Source organism: Pseudoxanthomonas sp., assembly GCF_027498035.1.
Taxonomy (GTDB): domain Bacteria; phylum Pseudomonadota; class Gammaproteobacteria; order Xanthomonadales; family Xanthomonadaceae; genus Pseudoxanthomonas_A.
Genome location: NZ_CP114978.1, coordinates 2,339,002 through 2,360,061 on the forward strand (window position 1 = coordinate 2,339,002; position 21,060 = coordinate 2,360,061).

General features: G+C 59.1%; 18 protein-coding genes and 1 pseudogene. 8 read left to right on the forward strand and 11 right to left on the reverse strand.

The annotated features are described in order from the left end of the window. The first annotated feature begins 217 nt into the window (after positions 1 to 217). The 3 genes from O8I58_RS10120 to O8I58_RS10130 all read left to right on the forward strand — a co-directional run bounded on the left by O8I58_RS10120 (position 218) and on the right by O8I58_RS10130 (position 1,207). Positions 218 to 550 (forward strand): helix-turn-helix domain-containing protein, encoded by a 333-nt coding sequence (locus tag O8I58_RS10120; RefSeq protein WP_298315225.1) that lies wholly within the window; start codon positions 218 to 220, stop codon positions 548 to 550. Between the two features lie 147 nt (positions 551 to 697). After that, positions 698 to 982: a helix-turn-helix domain-containing protein gene (locus O8I58_RS10125; protein ID WP_298315227.1), complete on the forward strand. Its 285-nt coding sequence runs from the start codon at positions 698 to 700 to the stop codon at positions 980 to 982. 57 nt (positions 983 to 1,039) lie between these two features. After that, a complete protein-coding gene (locus tag O8I58_RS10130; protein WP_298322886.1) occupies positions 1,040 to 1,207 on the forward strand; it encodes a helix-turn-helix domain-containing protein in 168 nt (55 codons plus the stop codon). Between the two features lie 526 nt (positions 1,208 to 1,733). Here the strand turns inward: O8I58_RS10130 and O8I58_RS10135 are convergent. The 6 genes from O8I58_RS10135 to O8I58_RS10160 all read right to left on the reverse strand — a co-directional run bounded on the left by O8I58_RS10135 (position 1,734) and on the right by O8I58_RS10160 (position 8,460). Next, positions 1,734 to 4,016, reverse strand: coding sequence for a DEAD/DEAH box helicase (locus tag O8I58_RS10135; RefSeq protein WP_298315229.1), 2,283 nt, complete (start codon positions 4,014 to 4,016; stop codon positions 1,734 to 1,736). Further along, positions 4,006 to 4,740, reverse strand: coding sequence for a hypothetical protein (locus tag O8I58_RS10140; RefSeq protein WP_298315232.1), 735 nt, complete (start codon positions 4,738 to 4,740; stop codon positions 4,006 to 4,008). The genes O8I58_RS10135 and O8I58_RS10140 overlap by 11 nt, the downstream gene beginning before the upstream one ends. 97 nt (positions 4,741 to 4,837) lie before the next feature. Then, positions 4,838 to 5,572, reverse strand: a complete 735-nt coding sequence (gene hxsA / locus O8I58_RS10145) for a His-Xaa-Ser repeat protein HxsA (RefSeq protein ID WP_345781306.1) — start codon at positions 5,570 to 5,572, stop codon at positions 4,838 to 4,840. After that, entirely contained in the window at positions 5,482 to 6,672 is a 1,191-nt protein-coding gene (gene hxsC / locus O8I58_RS10150) for a His-Xaa-Ser system radical SAM maturase HxsC (protein WP_298315237.1), read from the reverse strand. Before hxsC ends, hxsA begins: the two co-directional genes overlap by 91 nt. Beyond that, a complete protein-coding gene (hxsB, locus tag O8I58_RS10155; protein WP_298315238.1) occupies positions 6,659 to 8,056 on the reverse strand; it encodes a His-Xaa-Ser system radical SAM maturase HxsB in 1,398 nt (465 codons plus the stop codon). The genes hxsC and hxsB overlap by 14 nt, the downstream gene beginning before the upstream one ends. Before the next feature lie 98 nt (positions 8,057 to 8,154). Beyond that, positions 8,155 to 8,460, reverse strand: a complete 306-nt coding sequence (locus O8I58_RS10160; protein ID WP_298315240.1) for an HxsD-related protein — start codon at positions 8,458 to 8,460, stop codon at positions 8,155 to 8,157. A gap of 207 nt (positions 8,461 to 8,667) precedes the next feature. Here O8I58_RS10160 and O8I58_RS10165 point away from each other — a divergent pair, with 207 nt between their 5' ends. From O8I58_RS10165 to O8I58_RS10175, 3 genes are all read left to right on the forward strand, one after another. Next, positions 8,668 to 9,525, forward strand: coding sequence for a protein NO VEIN domain-containing protein (locus O8I58_RS10165; RefSeq protein ID WP_298315242.1), 858 nt, complete (start codon positions 8,668 to 8,670; stop codon positions 9,523 to 9,525). A 37-nt stretch (positions 9,526 to 9,562) separates the two neighbouring features. Next, a complete protein-coding gene (locus O8I58_RS10170; RefSeq protein ID WP_298315244.1) occupies positions 9,563 to 10,168 on the forward strand; it encodes a hypothetical protein in 606 nt (201 codons plus the stop codon). Between the two features lie 100 nt (positions 10,169 to 10,268). Beyond that, on the forward strand, positions 10,269 to 10,862 hold the full coding sequence (locus tag O8I58_RS10175) for a hypothetical protein (RefSeq protein WP_298315246.1): 594 nt from the start codon (positions 10,269 to 10,271) through the stop codon (positions 10,860 to 10,862). 143 nt (positions 10,863 to 11,005) lie between these two features. Here O8I58_RS10175 and O8I58_RS10180 read toward each other — a convergent pair whose 3' ends face one another. From O8I58_RS10180 to yjjJ, 3 genes are all read right to left on the reverse strand, one after another. After that, positions 11,006 to 12,019 carry an XVIPCD domain-containing protein gene (locus tag O8I58_RS10180; protein WP_298315249.1) on the reverse strand — a complete coding sequence of 338 codons (1,014 nt, stop codon included), beginning with the start codon at positions 12,017 to 12,019 and terminating at the stop codon, positions 11,006 to 11,008. Positions 12,020 to 12,031: 12 nt separating this feature from the next. Continuing rightward, entirely contained in the window at positions 12,032 to 12,646 is a 615-nt protein-coding gene (locus tag O8I58_RS10185) for a hypothetical protein (RefSeq protein WP_298315250.1), read from the reverse strand. A 151-nt stretch (positions 12,647 to 12,797) separates the two neighbouring features. Further along, positions 12,798 to 14,174, reverse strand: coding sequence for a type II toxin-antitoxin system HipA family toxin YjjJ (yjjJ, locus tag O8I58_RS10190; RefSeq protein ID WP_298315253.1), 1,377 nt, complete (start codon positions 14,172 to 14,174; stop codon positions 12,798 to 12,800). 260 nt (positions 14,175 to 14,434) lie between these two features. On the opposite strand from yjjJ, the gene O8I58_RS10195 reads away from it, so the two are divergent. Both O8I58_RS10195 and O8I58_RS10200 read left to right on the forward strand, forming a co-directional pair. Then, entirely contained in the window at positions 14,435 to 15,070 is a 636-nt protein-coding gene (locus tag O8I58_RS10195) for a transposase (RefSeq protein WP_298315256.1), read from the forward strand. 106 nt (positions 15,071 to 15,176) lie between these two features. Then, positions 15,177 to 15,842 (forward strand): hypothetical protein, encoded by a 666-nt coding sequence (locus O8I58_RS10200; RefSeq protein WP_298315258.1) that lies wholly within the window; start codon positions 15,177 to 15,179, stop codon positions 15,840 to 15,842. Positions 15,843 to 16,485: 643 nt separating this feature from the next. On the opposite strand, the gene O8I58_RS10205 is transcribed toward O8I58_RS10200, so the two are convergent. Then, positions 16,486 to 18,183 (reverse strand): AIPR family protein, encoded by a 1,698-nt coding sequence (locus O8I58_RS10205; protein ID WP_298315260.1) that lies wholly within the window; start codon positions 18,181 to 18,183, stop codon positions 16,486 to 16,488. A 123-nt stretch (positions 18,184 to 18,306) separates the two neighbouring features. Then, positions 18,307 to 21,001: pseudogene (gene aceE / locus O8I58_RS10210) on the reverse strand (pyruvate dehydrogenase (acetyl-transferring), homodimeric type). Positions 21,002 to 21,060 lie beyond the last annotated feature (59 nt).

The following is a 21,060-nucleotide window of genomic DNA, read 5'->3' on the forward strand; positions in this document are numbered from 1 at the left end:
TGAAGCAGCCTGTAAAAGCTCGCGCCGCCAGCTTTGGGTGCAGCGATTTGCCTCCTACCCAACGTCGCTTCCGGCTCACTTTCTCCTGCTCGGAATCGGCGAAAAAAGGCATATAGCTACGTTAAACGTAACTATATGGACACTACGTTAAACGTAGTATTCGAGTCAAGGGCCTGCCCGGATGCTTCCGCATAGTCGGATTTCTGGGTATGCGAACATGACTGATAAGCAGCAGGCTGCTATTTACGGACGTCGCCTACGCGAGGCGCGAGAGAGTAGAGGCGTCTCATTGGAAGGCTTGGGAGTCGCGGTCGGCCTCGAGGTGTCTGGCGCCAGCGGCCGTCTCAGCCGTTACGAAAACGGCATCCACCAACCCAAGTTGGGTCTGCAAAGATTGCTGGCACGCGCCCTGGAGCAGCCGCTGGCCTACTTCTATGCTGAAGATGATGAACTCGCTCAGCTGATCTCGGACTTCGGGCGCAGAGACGAGCCCGGCCTAAGGCCGATCGAGATCAAGAAAAAGAAGAAGAAAACGAAGCGAAGCTCGTAGACGTCGCCGCGAGCGAACTTCGCTGCCATAGCCCCATACGTCGCGCGACGCCAATTGGACCAACCCGATACTACGTTTATCGTAGTATCGCTAGCGCAGTTGCATCCGGAAGCTTCCTAGGCATGGAAGTCCGAAATACATGCAACCGTGGTCGATAAAAGGTCGCTTCCCGCCTACAGCCGCCGGCTCCGTGAGGCGCGGGAAGCTCGTGGAATCTCTCAAAAGACATTGGGAATCCAAGCTGGGATAGACGAGTTTGTTGCGAGTACGCGCGTCAATCGTTACGAAGCAGGCGTACACCAACCCGACCTGCAGACGCTGCAACGGATCGCCGAGGTTCTCGAACTGCCGGTAGCCTATTTCTATGCCGAGGATGACGAGCTGGCGCAGCTGATCAAAGACTTCAAGCGTCCGGGTAAACACAAACGCTGACACCCCTCGCGCGCGCTCAGTTCCGGGGACCAATAGCTAGGAAGCTCCATTCGCCACCTGTGCAAAGCCCAAGGACCGAGTCAGAAGCAACTAGCCGATGTCGCGGAGCTCCATCGGATGTGCGTCTCGCAACTCGAGCGCTGCACCACCAACATCTCCATCGATGATCCTAAGCGGCTAGCTGCGGTCTTGGGCGTGGGTGTCATGGATCTGTTGGAACCCTGACCAAAAAAGCCCTCCTTTTTTACGGGAGGGCTGTCGCTCCGGCGCTTGATAGCGGGGTTTCCCTTCCGCCGCCCCCCTTCAGAGTTCCACCTGACCTGCTAGCAGGCCGATTGGAATTGATCTCGTCTGATTACGCTTCCTGCGGGTGTGATGGCTTGGGCGACGGATCCATCTTGCCGCCCCCCCCCGGTCACTCATAGTCCGACCGTCACCATCGACCCGTTAGACAGCGCCGATAACTAAAGTGGACTTCGCTCCCATCCAACCTAACAATCCAGAAGCAACGCCAACCGTAACCATCACGGTCCACCTTGAAGTAGTCAATGCCGCAGCCGATCTTCTCTTCGTAGCCCACGTGACGCGTTAAGAGATCTCTTAGATAAGGCTCATCGCTTGCATTGACAACTTCTCCGATTCCGTATCTCCCCAACATCACCTTGAAGAAATCTATTGCGTCCAATTGACGTCGAAACTCCACTCCGTTTATTAACGTCGTCTTCGCTGGCATGTTCGCACTTCCCTGAAGTTATCTGTACCACTCCACCATCTCTCTGATGTCGGCATCAGCGCGGTCAACCGTCGGTTTGAACTCGATTTCTGTCTCAGAAATCCTAAGGATATAAGGTCGAAGGCGCTCAAGATGCTCTGGCAGAAATCCGTAGCGCATTAGAAGCACATGCATCACATCATTCGTTCCAAATCTCATCAACTCGACAAAACTGATCGCACGTTCGTCTCCCGTCGCTCGGTGATAGATTCGCGCCGCGGCGGCGAAAGTATCGGAGAGACAGAACGCAATGACTTGATCTAGGTAGTCATAGGTGTCGAACACCACCACGTCATAGCTGACCGACTGCCTCTTTGTTAGTAGAGGGAAAAGTGAAAATCTGGACGTTAGGTTTGAATCAGGAAGTGCGGACGCCCTTTGAGAGAATCCGGCAAAAATCTCGCTCCGATTGTCTCGTTGGGAAATTTTGCTAAATCGCATTCCGACTATCTCGCGAAATGTCCGCCCAGCAAATGTTTGGACCATCACAAACATTGCCTCCTCGAATATTGATACCTCACCTTCGTTCAGCTTCCGCCCCAGATAGGCTTCATATATGAGTTCGAATGCGGCTTTCAACCTATACCTATCCTGAGCCGCCTCCCTTCCCCGGATATTACCAATTTCACCCGAGCCATTCGCGTAAAGCAGGTCAAGGACCACGACCATCGCGGCCTGTACCTCCGAGCTCTCCAGTCGCTGCAACCTAATTTTTGGCATGTGCAGTTCGTCGTCGAACTGCTCGTTCCGTATAGCTTCGATTAGCTCGAAATCGTCTTCGTTAACTTCATCTTCCCCAGCATCCAGGACCGATGTTTCACTGAGCGAAAATTCTTCAGAAATTTTCTGACTTACCACCCGCGCATCTTTCGTAAAGACATAGCCATAATCAAAGACATTCGCTCCAGATAAACGGCCGGCCCTTCCGATGAGATTTTTGAAAGCGAGGGAGCGATTAGAAGAGTCTCCGGAGTTCAATCGCAGGCTATTGAGCCACACAACATCAAACGGCATATTGATGCCCTGTGCCAGGGTACTGGTAGCAAAACAGACACGCGCGAAGTGGCCGCGAATAAAGTCTTCAATGAGAAACCTGACCTCTAGGGGCACTGATCCGTGGTGGATCACGACCCCTTTCTTTAGGAGCCGGACCATCTCCGACTTGTGTGTCGCTTGGTTAGTCCCCAGAAGCGTCTCGATCTTCTCGATTATTCGTACAGCCGTCGGATCCCTCACCTCCGGCAGACTTTTGATGTACTCGCTAAAGTCTTGCGAAAATTTACCACTGTATAAAGAGCCTTTCGTCACGTAAACAAGGACCGACTTCCCGCGCTGTAATGCGAAATTGGCAAACCCCCCCGGGAATTCCACGCAATTCGTTAACAAATGGCCACCCGCCTCAAACGGGGAGAAGTAGTAATCCTTCAAATTGTCGTGACGAAATACGAAGACTTTGCCTACGGCGCCTTGTGTGTAGCTCCGCGCATAGGCAGATTCATCTGGAATCCTATGCTTCTTAAATTGGGCCTCGGGGTTCTCGACGAATGGGTGAGCGAAGATCAGCTTGGCGCGTGGAAATCTAGTCCTCACACGGCGTACAAGGACGTCAAAGACGATTCCACGTCCATCCTCATCAGATACTTGAGCTTCATCGAAAAAGAAAACTCGAACATCAAGGTCTTCCGCCCTGTCAAATATCTCTCGCGCGCGCTCAGGCGTAAGCACAAATATTCGCCTTAGCTTCCTGGCAGTAAACACCTTATCCACGAAGGGCATTATCATAACGCCCTTTTCTGCACGGAAGTGTCGCCGTAGTTCCCCAACGTATTCAGCAATGAGCGCTCGCGAAGGAACCACTATGACGGCGTCACCTTCGGATGAAGAGATGAAATCTCTGATAGAGTACGACTTACCAGCACTAGTCGGTGCAGAGATCGAAACGTATCTATTTTCCTCGATGGCGTTCCGGACGCTGGCTTGGACAGGGGTTAGAACAACGCCTTCTTTCGTTCTATTGGCCTCACTCATCTTACGCATAAGGAATGAATACAAATTCGACTCTTCGCTGAGCTTATAGAACAAGCCCATTGAAGCGACGATGTGCTCCTCTATTTGAGCAAAGTCGCTCGCGTGCATTTCTTTATAAAGACTGATTCTTTCCAATATCTCCTGCGAACTGGGGCCGCCTTTGTGGATCTCCCGTAACAAGTTGTGAAGCGTCTCCGAAACACGGGAATCCGCAGCGACCTCACTAGGCTTCATGGGACACCCCCACTAAGTAGATATGGGAAATTTTGTGTTCACCCAATAGCTCGGTCGCCGAATCCACAGCGTTTCCAAGAATAGCCAAAGGGTTCACGCCATTCAAAGAGAAGGCAGCGATTACTCCAAAATCGTCTAGGTCGAGGTTATCTGTCGATTTTTTCGAGCAGACGTTAATCAAGTGAACCCTGTCCCTAAGATGCTTTTCTTCACTAATGAAATATTTAATCTGCCTGAGAGCTAGTCCATGAGGGCTCGATTTTGCAGAGAACTTTGCTTCGCCGAAGTTGATGAGATCCTTCTTGCAAACGGTATGAAAGTCGAAGCCCTCGTTCTGCTTAACCTGGGGCTTCCACAGCTCGGCTAGTGGGACTTGGTAATGACCCATGACCTGCTTTAGCGCACGGCCCGCGCCCAAGGAAACCATCACCTCGCCAAAATCTGCTGCGATCGTGTGACCCGGTCCGCCAATCCCATTGAAAATCTTGACCAATTCCTGAGCAGTTTTGGAAACGGTAGCTTGGTAGGATCTCTGAGTTCCGCCATCCAAATGGGCCATCCATGAGGTATCCATTACGGTCCGCGCCAGTTCAACTGCTACTTTTTCTACGTCCCGGATAGTGACCCTGTAGGCTGTGATTCGCTCTTCCGCCAATTCCGACACAAGGCCGTGGGTACAGCCCCACTCATCGTCATCGAAGGCGCCATCCTTGGATTCGATCATTTTCGCCTCCTAAGCACGAACACTCCAGATTAGCGGCCGGCTCGAAGCTTGGGATCAGAGCAAGTTGTTAGGCCCTTACCCATAATCGCTTCCCTCATCACAACCTAACCCCCAAAAAATTCAAACTCTGCGTCGTCATCGTCCCCGTTATCGGCAGTCCGTGGTCCTTCTGAAATTGCCTTAGCGCCGCCTGGGTCTCCGCACTCATCACCCCGTCGATCGCGCCAGGGTCGTAACCCCTGGAGAACAGCGCGGCCTGCACCCGCATGATCAGCATCTTCAGGTCCACGGGGTCTTTCTTCGGGCCCTGTACCGGTGCCGGGGTCGACCTGGGCAATGGGATGGCCGATGGGGATGACTCCTGCCCAGCACCGCGCGTTGTGCCGGTGGAACTGGGTGAGGTCAGCCTTGTTGGCTGCAGGGATTGCGTGCTGGGCGTGGCCGACGTTGTTGAGGGTACGTATGTGCTCGGCGGTGTGTAGCTGGGCGCAGGGGTGTACGTTGGTGCCGGCGTATAGGAACGGTAGGAACTGCCCGACCCGGAAGAATGGGAGCTGTGCGAGCTATGGGAACGGTGCGAGCTATGCGAGCGGTGGCTGGCATAGAGGTTCAACCGCCCATCGTTGAGGGCCGAGCTAAGCACGGTGGAATATTTTCCATCGGCCTGGACCAGGTCATGCAAGCCGGTGGCAGGCTTGGGCGGCTCAGCGCCAAGCGCGCCAAGTGCTGCGCCTGCGGCGATCAATAGGCTGGACATGCAAGATCCTCCTTGATGGGGTGCACGGCGCGGCTGGTCCACTTGGGGCTGACCCAACTGAAGAAGCCGCCGCATTGCGACTTGGCCGTGCACCCTGCGCAATCGTCCAGGTAGTCGTTCTTCCAGCCGGAGATGCTTTGCCTCGCAAAAGGCCACAGCGCCCTGGGCAAGGTGCACAAGGGAAGGTTGTAGAGCGAAACGGCCAGGCCTGCGCGTGCAAGCAGCTGCGTAGCCTCGCTGAGCTGGTCGGCGTAGTCCGCGGGGTCTGCCCACAGCGCCTGGTGGTGCGCCTTGGCAAAACCGATCGGCTCGATGCCCATCAGGGCCACGTGCTCCACGAAGGGCAGGTTGCGGGTGATGTAGCGGGCGATCTGTTCAAGCCGCTCAAGGGAAGGCTTGACCAGCACGACGCGGATCTCGATGCGTTGTTGTGCTGCGTCCAGCGCATACAGGCCGCGGAGGGTTTGGGCGAATGCCCCTTCGCTTTGCACCACGTAGTCATGCAGGGCGAAGTGATCGCCGTAGAGCGGCACGCCCCAGCTGAGGTTGGGGTGCACGCCGCGGAACAGGTCCGCCAGGCGGGTATCGCTGAGCAGGCGGCCATTGGACAGCACATGCAGGTGTGTCGCAGGCAGCGCCTGGGCGCACTTGGCGATGACCTTGTGTAGGCCTGCCCCCAGCAAGGTCGGCTCGCCGCCACTGATGGCCAGGGAGGGCTCTGCTTCATCGATCAGCTCGACCAGGCTGCAAAGTTGCTCCACGCGCCAGTCGTCCTGGATGTCCCTGGGCGGCTGGGAGCACATCAGGCAGAAGCTGTTGCAGCGCTCGGTGGCAAACAGCACGTTGCCCTTGTCGCCACGCCGGTAACGCACGGCTGCGCGTTGGCGCACGGTGTCCAGCTCGAGCACGTCGCCCGGACGGGCGATGTTTGGGTCGCCCTCAAGGCTGATGGTCGGGCGGGCGAAGTCCTGCGTTGATCCGCTGTCGGTCAGCAACGCGCCCCAGGGCAGCGCCAGCAGTGCGGGCGAGCGCACGCTGCCAGGCAGGCCGCGCAGGTCCAGCGCCATGCGTTCGTACGGGTGCCGGCCCGCCGCCATCTCTGCCAGGCTGGCGACCTTGAGTAGGCGGTGGCTGGGGGTGCCGGTGATGGTGGCCTTGGTCTCAAGCGGCAGCATCGAGCGCGTCCTCCTGATTTACGCCAGTGCGGAATGCCCAGTCGTGCAGGGTCTTGCGATCCTGCCGGTCAGCGTTTTCGTAGCGCTCCAGCAGCAGGTCGAACAGGCCCATCTGGCGGCGGCAGAAGTCGCTGGTGGGGCGATGGCCCAGGGTGTCGCCCTGCCGCGCGAAGTGATCGATCGGGTCGGCACCGCACAGCGGCACATAGGCGCAGTCGCTACACGTCGGCAACGCCTCGGCTACGCCTGCATCCATCAGCTGGTACATGGCAGGCGCTTTGAGCCATTGGCTGACCGGCTGGTCTACCCGGCCCAGGCTGAAGCGACTTTCGCCCATGGCGGCCAGCATGCGGGCCTCGTCGGAGGGGTACACCTGCCCGTCGTAGTCGTAGATCACCGCGCCAAACCCCGCACCGGTGGGCGAGCGCAGGTCCACGTAGCCGTGTGCAAAGGGCCCCAGCAGCTGGGACAGCAGCAGGCTGGCGTAGGTCTCTTCCAACCGGTAACCGTTGCGGTTGACGGCCAGCAGGTGCTCCAGCGCGGTGGCGTAGAAGCGCAGGAATGCCGCCATGTCATAGCCATTGCGGTCACGGGTTTTCCGCGCGAATCCGTACGGGCTCAGCGGCCGCAGCGAAATGGAGTGGAAGCCCAGCCTGCGATATTCATCGATGATCGCTTCCGGGGCTTCCAGGCTGCGGCGGGTCAAGGTGGTCAGGGCCGAGACGGCATCCTCGCCCAGCGCTGCGCGCCCGCGTTCGATGCCTTCCAGCGTGCGCCGGTAGCTGTCGCGCTCCGGGCGTGGGCGGTTGGCGTTGTGCAGCCACTCGGGGCCATCCAGCGAGGTGGACAGCTTGAAGCGGTGTTCCTTGAAGAACGCCAGTTGGTCCGCGGTGAGGTCGTGCAGGGTCGAGGCCAGCACGAAACGCAGGGTGCGTCGCTCAGTGGCGTTGCGCGCGACGATCTGCTCGGTGATCGAGCGGACCGCGTTGAAGTTCAGCAGCGGTTCGCCGCCCTGGAATTCGATGGTCAGGTCTTGGCCCGGCCATTCGAACAGACGGTCCACGGCGTGCCGCGCTGCATTGCCCGCCATGTCGAAGGCGGTGTGCCCGGTGGGCTGGCGGGATACCTGGCAGTAGTTACAGGTGTGGTGGCAGCGCAGCGACACGACAAAGATGTGCAGCGCCGGTCCTTGCAGCAGGTAGGACTTGCGCGTGCGGTATTGGCTGAGCAGCGGCGCCAGGGTGCTCCTGCCTGGGTCGGTGATGGCCAGGTGCCGGGCCTCAAGGTCCGCCAGCACAGGATCACCATCCGGCAGTTCGTGCCGGACGAAGCGCTCGAAGGTCTGGCGCTCCATCATCAACCAATCGCCGGCCAGGGAGGACACGAATACACGGCGCGCATCCCATGGCAGGCGCCGGAAGCGCAGGGGGAGCAATTGGTAGTTTGGCTGGGGGCTGGCAAACGACGCTGGCGGGCGGAACTTCAAGGCACTCCGCCTGGCTGCCTGGGCGCGGCTTCGCGCAGGGCGGCGGTGATCAGTTGTTGGTGGATTTCGCGGGTTTCAACGCGGACCAAGGCGCGAAGGTTCTCGTCCAGGGCGTCGTTCTGGAAACGCCCCGCCACGTCGGCTGGAAGCTCACTCCCGTCCAAAGGCGTGAGCACGACCAAGACGTCCGCGCCATCAACACGCAGTGCAACTTGGAACTGTCCGGTGTAGCGGTGCGCTGTCCTTGCGATGACCTCATCGCTGAACAGGCTGCGATCCAGCCTGAGCGTAGAGCTTTGCATTGCCCAAATCCCCATGCCGCCCCCTGCGGCATGACTACTGTGCCTCCGTGCAAGGCGGGATGTCCAGCGGCGCAGATCTCCGGAGATAGGGACGGACGGAACGTCCGCTCAGCGAGGATCACGTAGATGCCGCCGGGTCGTCCAGCGCTCATGGCCTCACCGCGAACTGTTAGCCTTGCGCCGTCTTGGAGGAGGTGGCGTAAACAGATGACAACAGGCTCGGACTGGTCGCTTATCGAGGTCGAAGCCTGCGTGGCAGATTACCTACGAATGCTCACTCTCGAACTCAACGGCCAGCGCTACAGCAAGGCCGAACACGCCCGGGCACTCGGGCAGATGCTCGAAGGCCGCAGCCGCGCCTCGATCGAGTTCAAGCACTGCAACATCAGCGCCGTGATGCAGGAGCTTGGCTACCCTCCGATCAATGGCTACAAGGCACGCGGCAACTATCAGGCGCTGTTGTTCGATGTCGTGGAAGCGCAGCTCTCAACGGATAACGAAGTGCAGGCGGCCGCCCATGCCGCGGCCGTACGACCTGCCGTCGCCACAACGGTCGAGGACCATCCTGACCCATGGGTACCAGTACCCGCGCCGGCCCAGCATCTCCGCGAGACGCCGCCAGAGTATCTGCCCCGCTTCTCAGCCGCCCGGCGCGACTACCTTGCACAGGAAGCTCAGAACCGTTCGCTCGGCCGCGCCGGGGAGCTCTTCGTCCTGGATCACGAAGCCCGGCGCCTGCACGCCGCCGGCAAAAAGACGCTGGGGGACCGTGTAGAGCACGTCGCCGCTACGCAAGGCGATGGTCTTGGCTACGATGTACTTTCGTTCGATGAAGACGGTCGCGAGCGTCTGATCGAGGTCAAGACCACCGCGTTCGGCCAATTGACGCCATTCTTCGTCAGCCGCAACGAACTTGCCCGCTCTCAGGCCGACGCGCCTAATTATCGCGTCTACAGGCTATTCGACTTCCGGCAGAAGCCACGGATGTTCGCCTTGCCCGGGGCAATTGCTGACCATTGCCTACTCGATGCGGTGAACTATCGAGCAACACTGCTAGCACGCTGAATTAGAATTTCGGAAAGCCGCTTAGGGGGAAAGCAATATGTTCAAGGATGTTATTGATGCGGGTGGCCCTGGCCTGCTGATACCGACGGTCCTGTTCGCGCTGGCGTTCTACGTGATACGCGGAGTATTCGGAGTACATGGCCGCAAGAGCCAACATCGCAGTGAGTTCCTCGAACGTTGGGACCCCAAGCGCATAGACGACGACCTCTGGCTTGAAGTCACGATCCGGCAGCTCTTCGGAATGCATCTTCCGGCCCATGCGATCCGTGTCGCGCTCCTGCAGCCACACAGTAGCCAAGCGTTGATCGATCTATCCGAACTATGGAATTTCCTTCACTACGACAGCGAGCACAAAGTAGTCAGATGGCTACATAAGCGGCACAAAAACCCACGCACACGCCGCTTCGCCAGATACTTGGGTATCGCGCGTTATGTAATGCTCGCTATGGCAACGACGACCTCAACAATCATCGCGTATAACGCCACCGGCCTGAGCCAGTGGGTATACGCCTCCCTCGCGATAATCCTGACCGCAGGCGCTTTTATCAGCGTCACGTATGACGAGGCAGAGAAGATTGCAAATACTCAGGGGGAGGCTTGGATCAATAAAATCAAAAACTCGATTGCACCATTGACTAACTAACCTCGGCTCAATAGCCGAAAAGGCCACCTCATTTTCCGGAACTAATTCCTCATTAATTTCACACATCCCAACGCACGATCGTTCAAGGAGTCGTACTGCCATGCAGGCATTAATCACACAAGCACTAAGTAGAAGCGCGCGAGATTTTCAGGAAATCGTCTGGCCGCAGATCTCGACCACCCCTATAGTTAATGGCGGTGTAATCCGCCCAGTCGAGACCATTGCCAACACCGATTTCAAAGATGAGCTTGACCTACTCGCAGGAATTGATGCCTGGCAGATTCAGTATGCCCCGACGGCGCTACGCGGCATCGCTAGTCGCGTCCAATGGGGACCATGCCATGAGTCATTCACAATTCGTACGCGCCTACCATCGGGTAATGAAACCGAATTCCATAAGCGACTGCGAGCCATCGAAAGCATTGAAATAGGTCATCTATATCCACACCTGACGATCCAGGCATACCTAGATCAGCACCAAGGACAATTGATCGCAGCCGCAGCAGTCCGCACGAAAGACCTGATCGAAGCTGCAGCGATACTTGTCGAAAACAGAGAAAAGCTAAGGCGCCGGCCAGATCTCTATGGATTTATCAGCAATGCGGACGGCACTGAGTTCCTATATATGCGATGGGCCTACCTGCAATACAAACAAGTTCTCGCGGAGAATGATGTGTTGTTCTCGGCCGCCTGATCCAGGCTCGCCACTCAGAGCCATACGCTGGGAGTCCCCCCCCAAAGAAGCCATACCCAGTCCAGGAATATCCGTCAAACTCGGGCCAGTTCGGATTGAGTTATCGCCGGACCCAGGAGCGGCTTATCGGGTGGGTTATGCGCCTAGGCTATCCGGTGCTGCTGGGCGATGACTTGCTCCGACTGCCCCATCTGCGGCGCCTGTTGCTCACGCTGCATATCGTTCAAGGCCTGCAATTGCGCCAGGGACTGTTCCACTGGTCTTGCCAACGCATCGTCGGTACGCATGTGCGCGCGAAGCTGCGCGGGGTCGTTCAATGCGCCCTGCACGACGAACAGGTTCTCGCCCTGGCGGACAGTCCCAGTGTCGCGGCTGAGCGCGACGTGATCGATCCGGGATAGGCCGTTCTCCTTCGCAAGGCAGGCCGCGCTGGCGGCCAGGCAGGCGCTGTTGCCGTCGTAGTCACGGCCCAGGCCTTTCTCCAGTCGCCGGACTGCATCTTCGGCCTGCGCATGCAGCGGATCGCGGTGTCCTGCTTGCTGGTCCTCCTTGCCTGCGCGTGCCGCCAGATCGCCGTTCGGGCCATGAAGACCATTGCCTTGCTCCTGTTCTGTCAGCAACCACTGCCGGAGCGTCCGATCAGGCATCTTGTTCTGATGCTCCGAGTTGAGCGGGCTATCGGGAAACGGCGCCTTGATGGTTTTGATGTCATAGCTGTTCGGAAGCACCTTGAGTTCGCCCTCGAACCCCTTGTCGCCGATTCCCAGGAACGTCTTGCGCTGCAGCCCTGCGTGGTTCAGTGCGCCCCAGGTGAAGTCGATGCAGCTGTTGGTCGCGCCGCCGTACTCCTTGTCGAACTTGTATTTGGCAGGATCATTGCCGAACTCCCGCAGCTTGTCGTACTGCGCCTTTGTGATCTCCATGGTGCGGGAATAGTAGGGGTCTTTATAGTCATCGACATCTCCATGTTTGACCTCGCCTGGTCCGCTCTTCGCCCCATGCTTGATGGGCGCGAATCCGTAACTTTGGCGCTCGTTTCCATCAAAGGTCGAGTAATACATGTGACCTGCGGCAGAGGTTCCTTTTGACACTTCCAACGGCGTTCCGGGTGCGGCCGTATAGATCGTCACCGTGTAATGCGGGTCTTGCTTGTCCATGGCGTGTTGCTCCTATTTTCCTTTTGCGGTGTAAGCCACCACGAGTTCTGCCTTGGCTTCCACCAGGGCCTCCCGGTGCCGGACGAAATCCAGGACAAGCCGGTAACGGCCTGCCTGAAGCTCCGGCGTATAAGCGAACCCAAGATTGCGATAGCTGCTCCCTTCCGAAATCAGCCCAGCTTCCTGCATGGTGGTGAAGTCGGCATCGAAATCACGAAGCGCCGGGGCCAGGCCATCTGGTGAAAGCGCGACCGATTCCGACGCGATTGGGGACACCATCTGGCTACGCATCAACGTCACCGGTGTCGCTCCAGATGCGTCGAGCCGGAAGATATGCACCCTGGCCGAGACGCCAGCCGCCCTCAACCGATCGGCACCGTCGCCGGCTGCCGTAGGATCAGAGCCTGAAACCCGTACGCCAACGAACACAGGCGGCGCATCGTCTTCGGGCAGCGCCGGCACATCGAACTCCAGTTCGATCGGGCCTGTGTTGGTCAGCTCAAGCCGACGCACCAAAGGGATGACGGTCCGCATGTCGCTGGGCTCCTTGGTGGTGGATTGACCTGCCGGCTGCGGGGTCTGCGGCGGCCCGTGGCAGCCTGCCAGCAAGGCCATGGCGATTGCCATGAGGGCCATCCGGATTGTTCCCTTCCCTGTCGGCATACATCCTCCTTGAGCATTGAAGGCCGCGGCGCGCTGGTGCAGCTCTGATGGTTGAGGGTCTCATGGTTGTGCCGCGATGCAAAAGTGCGCCGCCCGGGACAGCGGGACGCAGATGTCACCCCAGCCGCTGCACCGCGCGCGACAGTCGTTCGCGTGCGCTTTCGGCAATCTGCCGGAAGCTGGTGGAGATAGCTTCGGCCTGCGCGACCCGTTGCCAGAAGTCCAGGGCCATGTCGGCGGCCTGGCGCCAGACATCCCGGAATTCAGGCGTTGGCAGCTGCACCGCATAGGCACGCTCGACCACTTCGCCGTTTCCGGCAGGGCGAAAGGCCATGGGCAGCATGTCGTAGGCCGGTGCCAGCCTCAGGGGGCGCGCGTCATCCAAGACCAGCCCGGCATTCCCCAGGTGCATGTCGGTATTGGCGATCAGGGCGCCAAACCAGCCGTAGAGACTGAGTCCGTGCGCACCGTCGCGGTCGAGCCATTGGTCGCGGCGCAGCTGTTGGGCCAGTTGCCACCAGTCGATCCGGCCATGGCCGTAGTAAGCGCCATCGAGCGCGGCCAGCGAGACGTAGCCGCCGCGCCCGCCCTGTGGCGTTCGATCAAACCGGGTGGACTGCAGGAAGGTGCGTCCGCCGGACTGGACAATTTCGCTCTGGGCGGCGGCCACGCCGTGCGCGGCCAATACCTGGCCAGCCAGGTGCTCGCAGTGCAGCAGATCGGCCCAGCGCTGTGCTGCAGGCGTGCCGGCACGCTCACTGAACTTGACGATGACGGCCTGGGTCTGTTCGCCCTGCTTCAGGGTCGCAGTGAATTTTGGCTGCTCGCCGCCGGCTGAGGAACCAATGTCCTCCCCCTGCAAGGCCGCGTCGGCGAGCCGAGGATAGACCTGCACGCGTGCGGCAGGCGCGACGGTGTTGGCCGGCTGCACGATGTCGTGCAAAGCACGCTGCAGCATGGCCTCGCCCAACACCAAGTCACCTGGCGCATTGTCCCCGTGGCGCAACAGCGCCAGCACGATGTCGTCAGGCTGCCAGCGCGTCAGGTCGGGCGAGGCCCCAATTTCCGGCGCCACACGCTTGGCGAAGGCGCGGCCAAGGAATCCCTGGGGCCGCTGGTCATCGAGAAACCAGGGCAGGCCCGGGAACAGTCCCGCCGCGAATTCACCGTGCAGCAATGCCGGGCACGGTCGCTCGGGAACGAACAGATAGCCATCCCCGTGCAAGGCTTGCAGCTGCCCCAATGTTTCAGGCGCACCCTCGGCAGTGATCCGGAACAGCGGCCAACCACTGCCCGCACGCGCAACCTGCCGGCGCAAGACATAACGCGACGCGCGCGCCTTGCCGATCCGCACCACGTCATCGCCGGCGGCGGTCAGCAGCCGCGACACCGTGGGCTGGCTGACGCCAAGTGCCGCCGCAATCTGCTGCGCCGACACCGCACCCTGCCGGCGCAGCAGCGTGAAAAGATCGGAAAAGCGGCGATCGTCCATGTGGAGGATTGAATAGATAATTGAATAGATAGTCAAACATTAAATTCAATTAGGCACCGCGATATTCGCTTTTCCTCCAAGGCCTCGGTTCCGAACGGTCTTCGAAGTGAATAGATACAAGACCCATTCGGACAGCCCTCCCGTCAAAACCAAAACCGGGGTCAGAGTGCACTTTTCCTATCCTTGCCCAGGTCGTCAGCCGATGATGCCGGCGCGAGAGGTGCGTCATGCTGGTGGCACCGCAGCGCGAAGGATCGCCCATGCCACGCCAGCCTCGACTGGATCTTCCCGGTATCGCCCAGCACATCGTGCAGCGGGGCAATGACCGGCAACCCTGCTTCTTCGCCGACATTGACCGGATGCGCTATCTGCAAGAGCTACGGGAACTGTCGCTCAAGCTCAGCGTTGCCATACACGCCTATGTGCTGATGACCAACCACGTGCATCTGCTGCTGACAAGCCAAGCCACTGGCGCGACCTCGGCCCTGATGCAGTCGCTCGGCCGCCGCTATGTGCGCTACATCAATGACCATTACCGACGTACCGGCACATTGTGGGAAGGCCGCTACAAGTCATGCCCGATGCAGGATGAGACCTACCTGCTGCGCTGCTATCGCTACATCGAACTCAATCCGGTGCGCGCAGGCATGGCCGCCGATCCGGCGGACTATCGGTGGTCCAGCCATCGCTGCAACGGCCTGGGCCAGGCCGACGCGCTGGTGCAGCCGCATCCACGCTATAGGGCCATAGCAGCGGACGAACTGCGCCCTGCGATCTACCGGCGCTTTGTCCTAGACGCCATCGACCCAGGCGAAACCGCGGCGATCCACCTCAACCTGCAGCAACACATGCGTTGGGCAATGACCGCTTCCGCGCGGCTATCGAAGCGCAGCTAGGCAGGCGTGCCGGGCCGTCTGCACGGATCGGTAGGCCGCCAAAGGCCAGAGCAACTCGGGAAAGTGCACTCTGACCCCTGTTTCGGAAGTCAGCACGCCACTGCTTGTGGACCTGAGCTTTCCCTCACTCGCGGCAGCGATAGCGCGGTACCTGCAGGTCACCGAGCAGAATCCCGCAGGCCGCGTTGAGCGCTGGCTGTTCGCGATTGGGTTGATGGGCGCGGGCATCGGGATGCTGCTAGGTTCGTTGCTGGACGGCAAGGCCGGGCTGGTCTTTGCCGTCGGGGGCCTTGCGGTCGAGCTCATCGGGCTGTTGAGCGCCGTGGCGCTACAGATCAAACGCGAATGGAATAGCTTCCGGCATGCCTATACACATCATGCGGCGCAGATGGAGCAGGAGTTCCATCAATATCATGAGATCGTCGCGGCTCTTCGCACCTTTCCCTTGGAACAACGCCTCCAGCGGGAGGCCTTTGCGCGTGATCGCCGGACCTACATGCACGAGCGCCTGGGGCTATTCACCGGGGGCATGGAACGGCTGGGCGTGATGCCAGTATTGCTTGCATTGTACCTGCAGCTAAAGGACTGGCACGTGGACGACTGGAGCGTGCTGGGCGATATCACCTTGGTCCAGGGAGTACTAGCCTTCTTCCTGCTCTTTGCCTACGCGCTGTCCTGGCACCTCATCAGCTTGCGGACCCGTGTGCAGCGCTACGAGCAACTGCTTGTGGAGGCAAACCGGCAGGATGCCGTGGCAGCACGCGCGCTCTAATAGGCGCTGTCCGGCGGTCCGTCACCTGCAACAAAGACAACAAAGCATTTGAACACCCGCGCTATACGGCGATCGCTACCAACGATGGGCGCGCCGCGCTGTATCTCAGCTCTGTGTTGAAAGCCATCGACCCGAACGAGACTGCTGCCATTCGCCGCAACCTGCAGCGCCAGCATGCGCTGGGCAATGATCGCTTTCGTGCAGCTACGAAGCGCAGCTAAGCAGGCGCGCCGGGCCAGCTGCATAGATTGGAAGACCGCCAAAAGCCTGGGAGACTCGTGAAATCGCACTCCGCCCCCTGTTTCGCCGCGGAAAATCAAAGCGTATTAAGGAGAAAGTACACTCTGACCCTACTCCCGTCAGCCACCCATGCGCGGCGGAACCGGTAATCCCCCACTTTTAGCGGACTCCAAAAGTAGGGGGATTACCACGGACAGGAAGGCACCCGAAGGCCAAGGCGTCAGGGGGCGAAACTGCACTCTGCCCCCTGTTTTCAGCACTCTGACCCCTGTTTTCCCACCGCAGCAGCCGGAAGAAAGTGCACTCTGACCCCTGTTTTGCTCTGTTTTGACTGCCGGAAGAAAGTGCGCTCTGACCCCTGTTTTGCACTCTTCCCCCTGTTTTCCTACTTCGGGTTTTCTTTTTATATCGCCGCCAACATATCAGTCAGAATCGCCTGCCTCTTAAGCCGATCAGGGGTCACCTCACCTAATCCCTGGCAAATTTCAACAATCTGATTGAAAACGTCTGTCGCAGGCGCCCCGTGCTGGCCCATCACTGCGATTATTTTCTGAGCACTTTGCTCAGCACTCTTTGAGTTGAGATGAACAGTACCCCTTCCCACCACAATAGCTCGAACCAGCGCCAACATATGCCACTTAAACCGCTTCATGTTCTGTGGGATAACACTATTTGAAACCAGCAGATTAAATCGATACATGGTAACGCAAGCTGCATAGAATACAGCCTCTTTAGTAGCGTCATCAAATATTATATCTGTTAGCTCCTCATACAACTGCTTGGGATATCTAGCTGCCAATTCAGGTTTATTGCACCACATAGCAGCCACGCATTTTGCAGCGCTATTGAGAGAGAAAATTCGTACCGCCGGTATATCTAGACCAACGTACTGCCTATCTCGCCGCTCAAGGTATAAACGACTTTCTGAACCCTCATAAGTATTGAAGTAATACTCTACGCGCTTGATTATTGGCCTCAGAGACAAAAACTGAGTCCCCTCAACTTTCGTCTGGCTATTTGTCGCTCGAACGAGGTCGGCAAAGACGTCCTCCAGCTGAGTCTTAACAACCTTAATGTTCACCATGACGTCACCAAGTTCATTCTTGTGATGAAAGAGAACGTTGGAGGTCTGGCAGCCATTGACAATCTGATAGTTACTTAAATGAAGCGTTGCGCCCTGCAACTTAACTTCTGGACAGACGAGCGTAATGCCGTTATTAAGGACAGGAAACCTGCTAGCCGCCTCGGACGCGAGAGTCGAAGCTATCGATGCGTTAACTTGATTTTCCTCACCAAGGAAGGATCGAACGTTTTCTTCAAAGACCTGAGCGCGAAGATTACCCTCCTGGGTTACCAGAAGATTATTAACAAAATCGCTGGCTCGCACCACAGCAAGATAGGCCTCATCAATTCCAGCAATGTCTGGCAACGCTGCGATACTAAAGACTGGAAGGCTGGCCTCGATCCCAGAATAAGTACTCACCCAAAGGCGGGTCAGTTCATCGCGACCTACGAAACTGATATCTACATCATGGAAAAGTCCGAATGCCTCCACTTGAAGCTTGAAGTCTCTCAGCGCGGCTTCCAAAGCATCAGGCTGCTGATACGTTCCAGTCGTAACGTATCGCGCAACGAGTGAAGGACGCCCATTCCTAAGCTTCGGAACCTCATTAACTACAAGATCAAATATGGTCCGCGCCTCCACCAGAACATCGTTACGCGCTTGATATGGGGTTTGATTTATAAACCGCAGAACCCCTTCCTTGAATTTCAGAAAATCGCCGAGGTCAAAGCCCTCCGAGCGCTTCGCTTGAACAAACACCAGCTCGACATCGTGATTTCGCCGCGGAGTAGCGAAATTGGCCTGAGCCTCTTCTCTCGACGCGGTCACTACCTCGTCGATCATGATCGAAACCGCATCTATACCGTCGTCATCGGAATCGGTCACGATGTCGTCAAGGTCAAACGCACCTGTATATCGATTAGAGACCACGCAGTGCGCCGCGAATTTCTCGAACTGCTTTGCCTCGTCATCTGCTTCCAACCCAAAGCTTTGAACAAAGCTTTCGAGATGCGCCTTAACTATCCTATGTAACGCCATAGCTCCCCCTGTTGGCCTTTCCGTAGCTGGACAAGGCCCGTCCTCGATGTACCCACGAGTTTAGACAATTAATAAGGAAAAGGCGGCCATTAGCCGCCTTTCCCCGCCCAGTTTCCGGCAGCATCAAGCCCCGTCAGGATTCACCTTCTCCACGTCGATCTTGTACTGCTTGATCGCGCGGGAGACGTCCTTGCCGGTCATCTTGCCTTCCTTCGCCAGGGCCGCGATCGCCGCGTGGGCGATGTAGTAGCGGTCCACCTCGAAGAAGCGACGCAGGTTGGCGCGCGTGTCCGAGCGGCCGAAGCCGTCGGTGCCCAGCACGGTGTAGTGGCCGGGCACGAACGCGCGGATCTGGTCGCTGTAGGCACGCACGTAGTCGGTGGCGGCAATCGCCGGGCCCTGGCGGCCTTCCAGCAATTCGGTCACGTAGGCCTTGCGCGGGGTCTTGGCTTCCGGGTTCATGCGGTTCCAGCGCTCTGCATCAAAACCGTCGCGACGCAGTTCGTTGAAGCTGGGGCAGGACCAGATGTCGGCGGTGACGCCGAAATCCTTGTCCAGCAGCTCGGCTGCGGCAATGGCTTCGCGCAGGATGGTGCCGCTGCCCAGCAGCTGCACGCGCAGCTCGCCCTTCTTGGGCTTGCCGGCGTCGGTCAGCAGGTACATGCCCTTGAGGATGCCTTCCTCCGCACCGGCCGGCATTTCCGGGTGTGCGTAGTTTTCATTCATCAGGGTCAGGTAGTAGTACTCGTCCACCTGCTCTTCCATCATCCGCTTCATGCCGTGCTGCAGGATGACGGTGACTTCGTAACCGAAGGTGGCGTCGTAGCTGCGCACGTTGGGGATGGAACCGGCGATGACCTGGCTGAAGCCGTCTTCGTGCTGCAGGCCTTCACCGTTGAGCGTGGTGCGGCCGGCGGTGCCACCCAGCAGGAAGCCACGGGTGCGCATGTCGGCGGCCTGCCAGGCGATGTCGCCCACGCGCTGGAAGCCGAACATCGAGTAGTAGATGTAGAACGGCAGCATCGGCACGTTGCTGACCGAGTAGCTGGTGCCGGCGGCCAGCCAGGACGAGATGGCGCCCGGCTCGCTGATGCCCTGCTGCAGCACCTGGCCGGACTGGTCCTCGCGGTAGTACATCAACTGGTCGGCATCGACCGGCTTGTACTTCTGGCCGAACGGCGCGTAGATGCCGATCTGGCGGAACAGGCCTTCCATGCCGAAGGTGCGGGCTTCGTCGGCCACGATCGGCACGATGCGCGGGCCCAGCTCCTTGTCACGCAGCGCGATGTTGAGCGTCTGCACGAAGGCCATGGTGGTGGAATAGGTGCGCTCGCCGCTGGACTTGAGCAGGCGCTCGTACTTGTCCAGGGTGGGCACGTTGAAGGACTTGTCGGCCTTCTGCCGGCGCTGCGGCAGGTAACCGCCCAGCGCGGCACGGCGCGACTGCAGGTACTTCACTTCCGGCGAATCCGGGCCGGGGTGGTAGAACGGCACCTGCTCGGCTTCGGCCAGCTGCTGGTCGCTGAGCGGGATGTTGAAGCGGTCACGGAAATGGCGCACCGAATCGTCATCCAGCTTCTTGGTCTGGTGGGTCGGGTTGAGCGATTCACCAGCCGAACCCATGCCGTAGCCCTTGACCGTCTTGGCCAGGATCACGGTGGGCATGCCCTTGGTCTTCACGGCCGCGTCGTAGGCCGCGTAGACCTTGTGCGGGTCGTGGCCGCCGCGGTTGAGGCGCCAGATGTCGTCGTCGGACAGGTTGGCGACCATGGCGGCGGTCTCCGGGTACTTGCCGAAGAAATTCGCACGCGTGTAGGCGCCGCCGAAGGCCTTGCAGTTCTGGTACTCGCCGTCGACGGTTTCCATCATCAGCTTGCGCAGCACGCCGTCGGTGTCGCGGGCCAGGAGCGGATCCCAGTACGAGCCCCACAGCAGCTTGATCACGTTCCAGCCGCCGCCACGGAACACGCCTTCCAGTTCCTGGATGATCTTGCCGTTGCCGCGCACCGGGCCATCCAGGCGCTGCAGGTTGCAGTTGACCACGAAGATCAGGTTGTCCAGGCCTTCGCGACCGGCCAGGGCAATGGCGCCCAGGGTTTCCGGTTCGTCCGATTCACCGTCGCCGATGAAGCACCACACCTTGCGGTCGGACTTCTCGATCAGGCCGCGGTGCTCCAGGTACTTCATGAACTGCGCCTGGTAGATCGCGCTGAGCGGGCCCAGGCCCATCGACACTGTCGGGGTCTGCCAGAAGTCCGGCATCAGCCACGGGTGCGGATAGGACGACAGGCCCTTGCCGTCGACTTCCATGCGGAAGGCGTCGAGCTGCTGCTCGTTGATGCGGCCTTCCAGGAAGGCGCGGGCGTAGATGCCCGGCGAGCTGTGGCCCTGGATGTAGAGCAGGTCGCCGGGGTGGTTCTTCGCTGGGCGCACGCCAGAAGTGGTTGAAGCCCACGTCATACAAGGTGGCGCTGGATGCGAACGAGGCGATGTGGCCGCCCAGGTCGCCCGGCTTGCGGTTGGCGCGCACCACGGTGGCCATGGCGTTCCAGCGGATGATCGAGCGGATCTTCCACTCCATCGCCGCGTCGCCTTCGGACTTGGCTTCCAGCGCCGGGGCGATGGTGTTGACGTACTCGGTGGTGGGCGAGAACGGCAGGTAGGCGCCGGAGCGACGGGTCAGTTCGACCAGGTCTTCCAGCAGCTGATGCGCACGCAGCGGCCCTTCGGCATCGATGACCGCCTTGAGCGATTCAATCCACTCCTGGGTCTCTGCCGGGTCTGGATCGCTCTGCAGCATCTCGTTCAACCAATTCATCGCCATCTCCTCGCCTGATGCCCCGCGACGTGATCGCGGCAGCTGATGTGTGTCTTGAG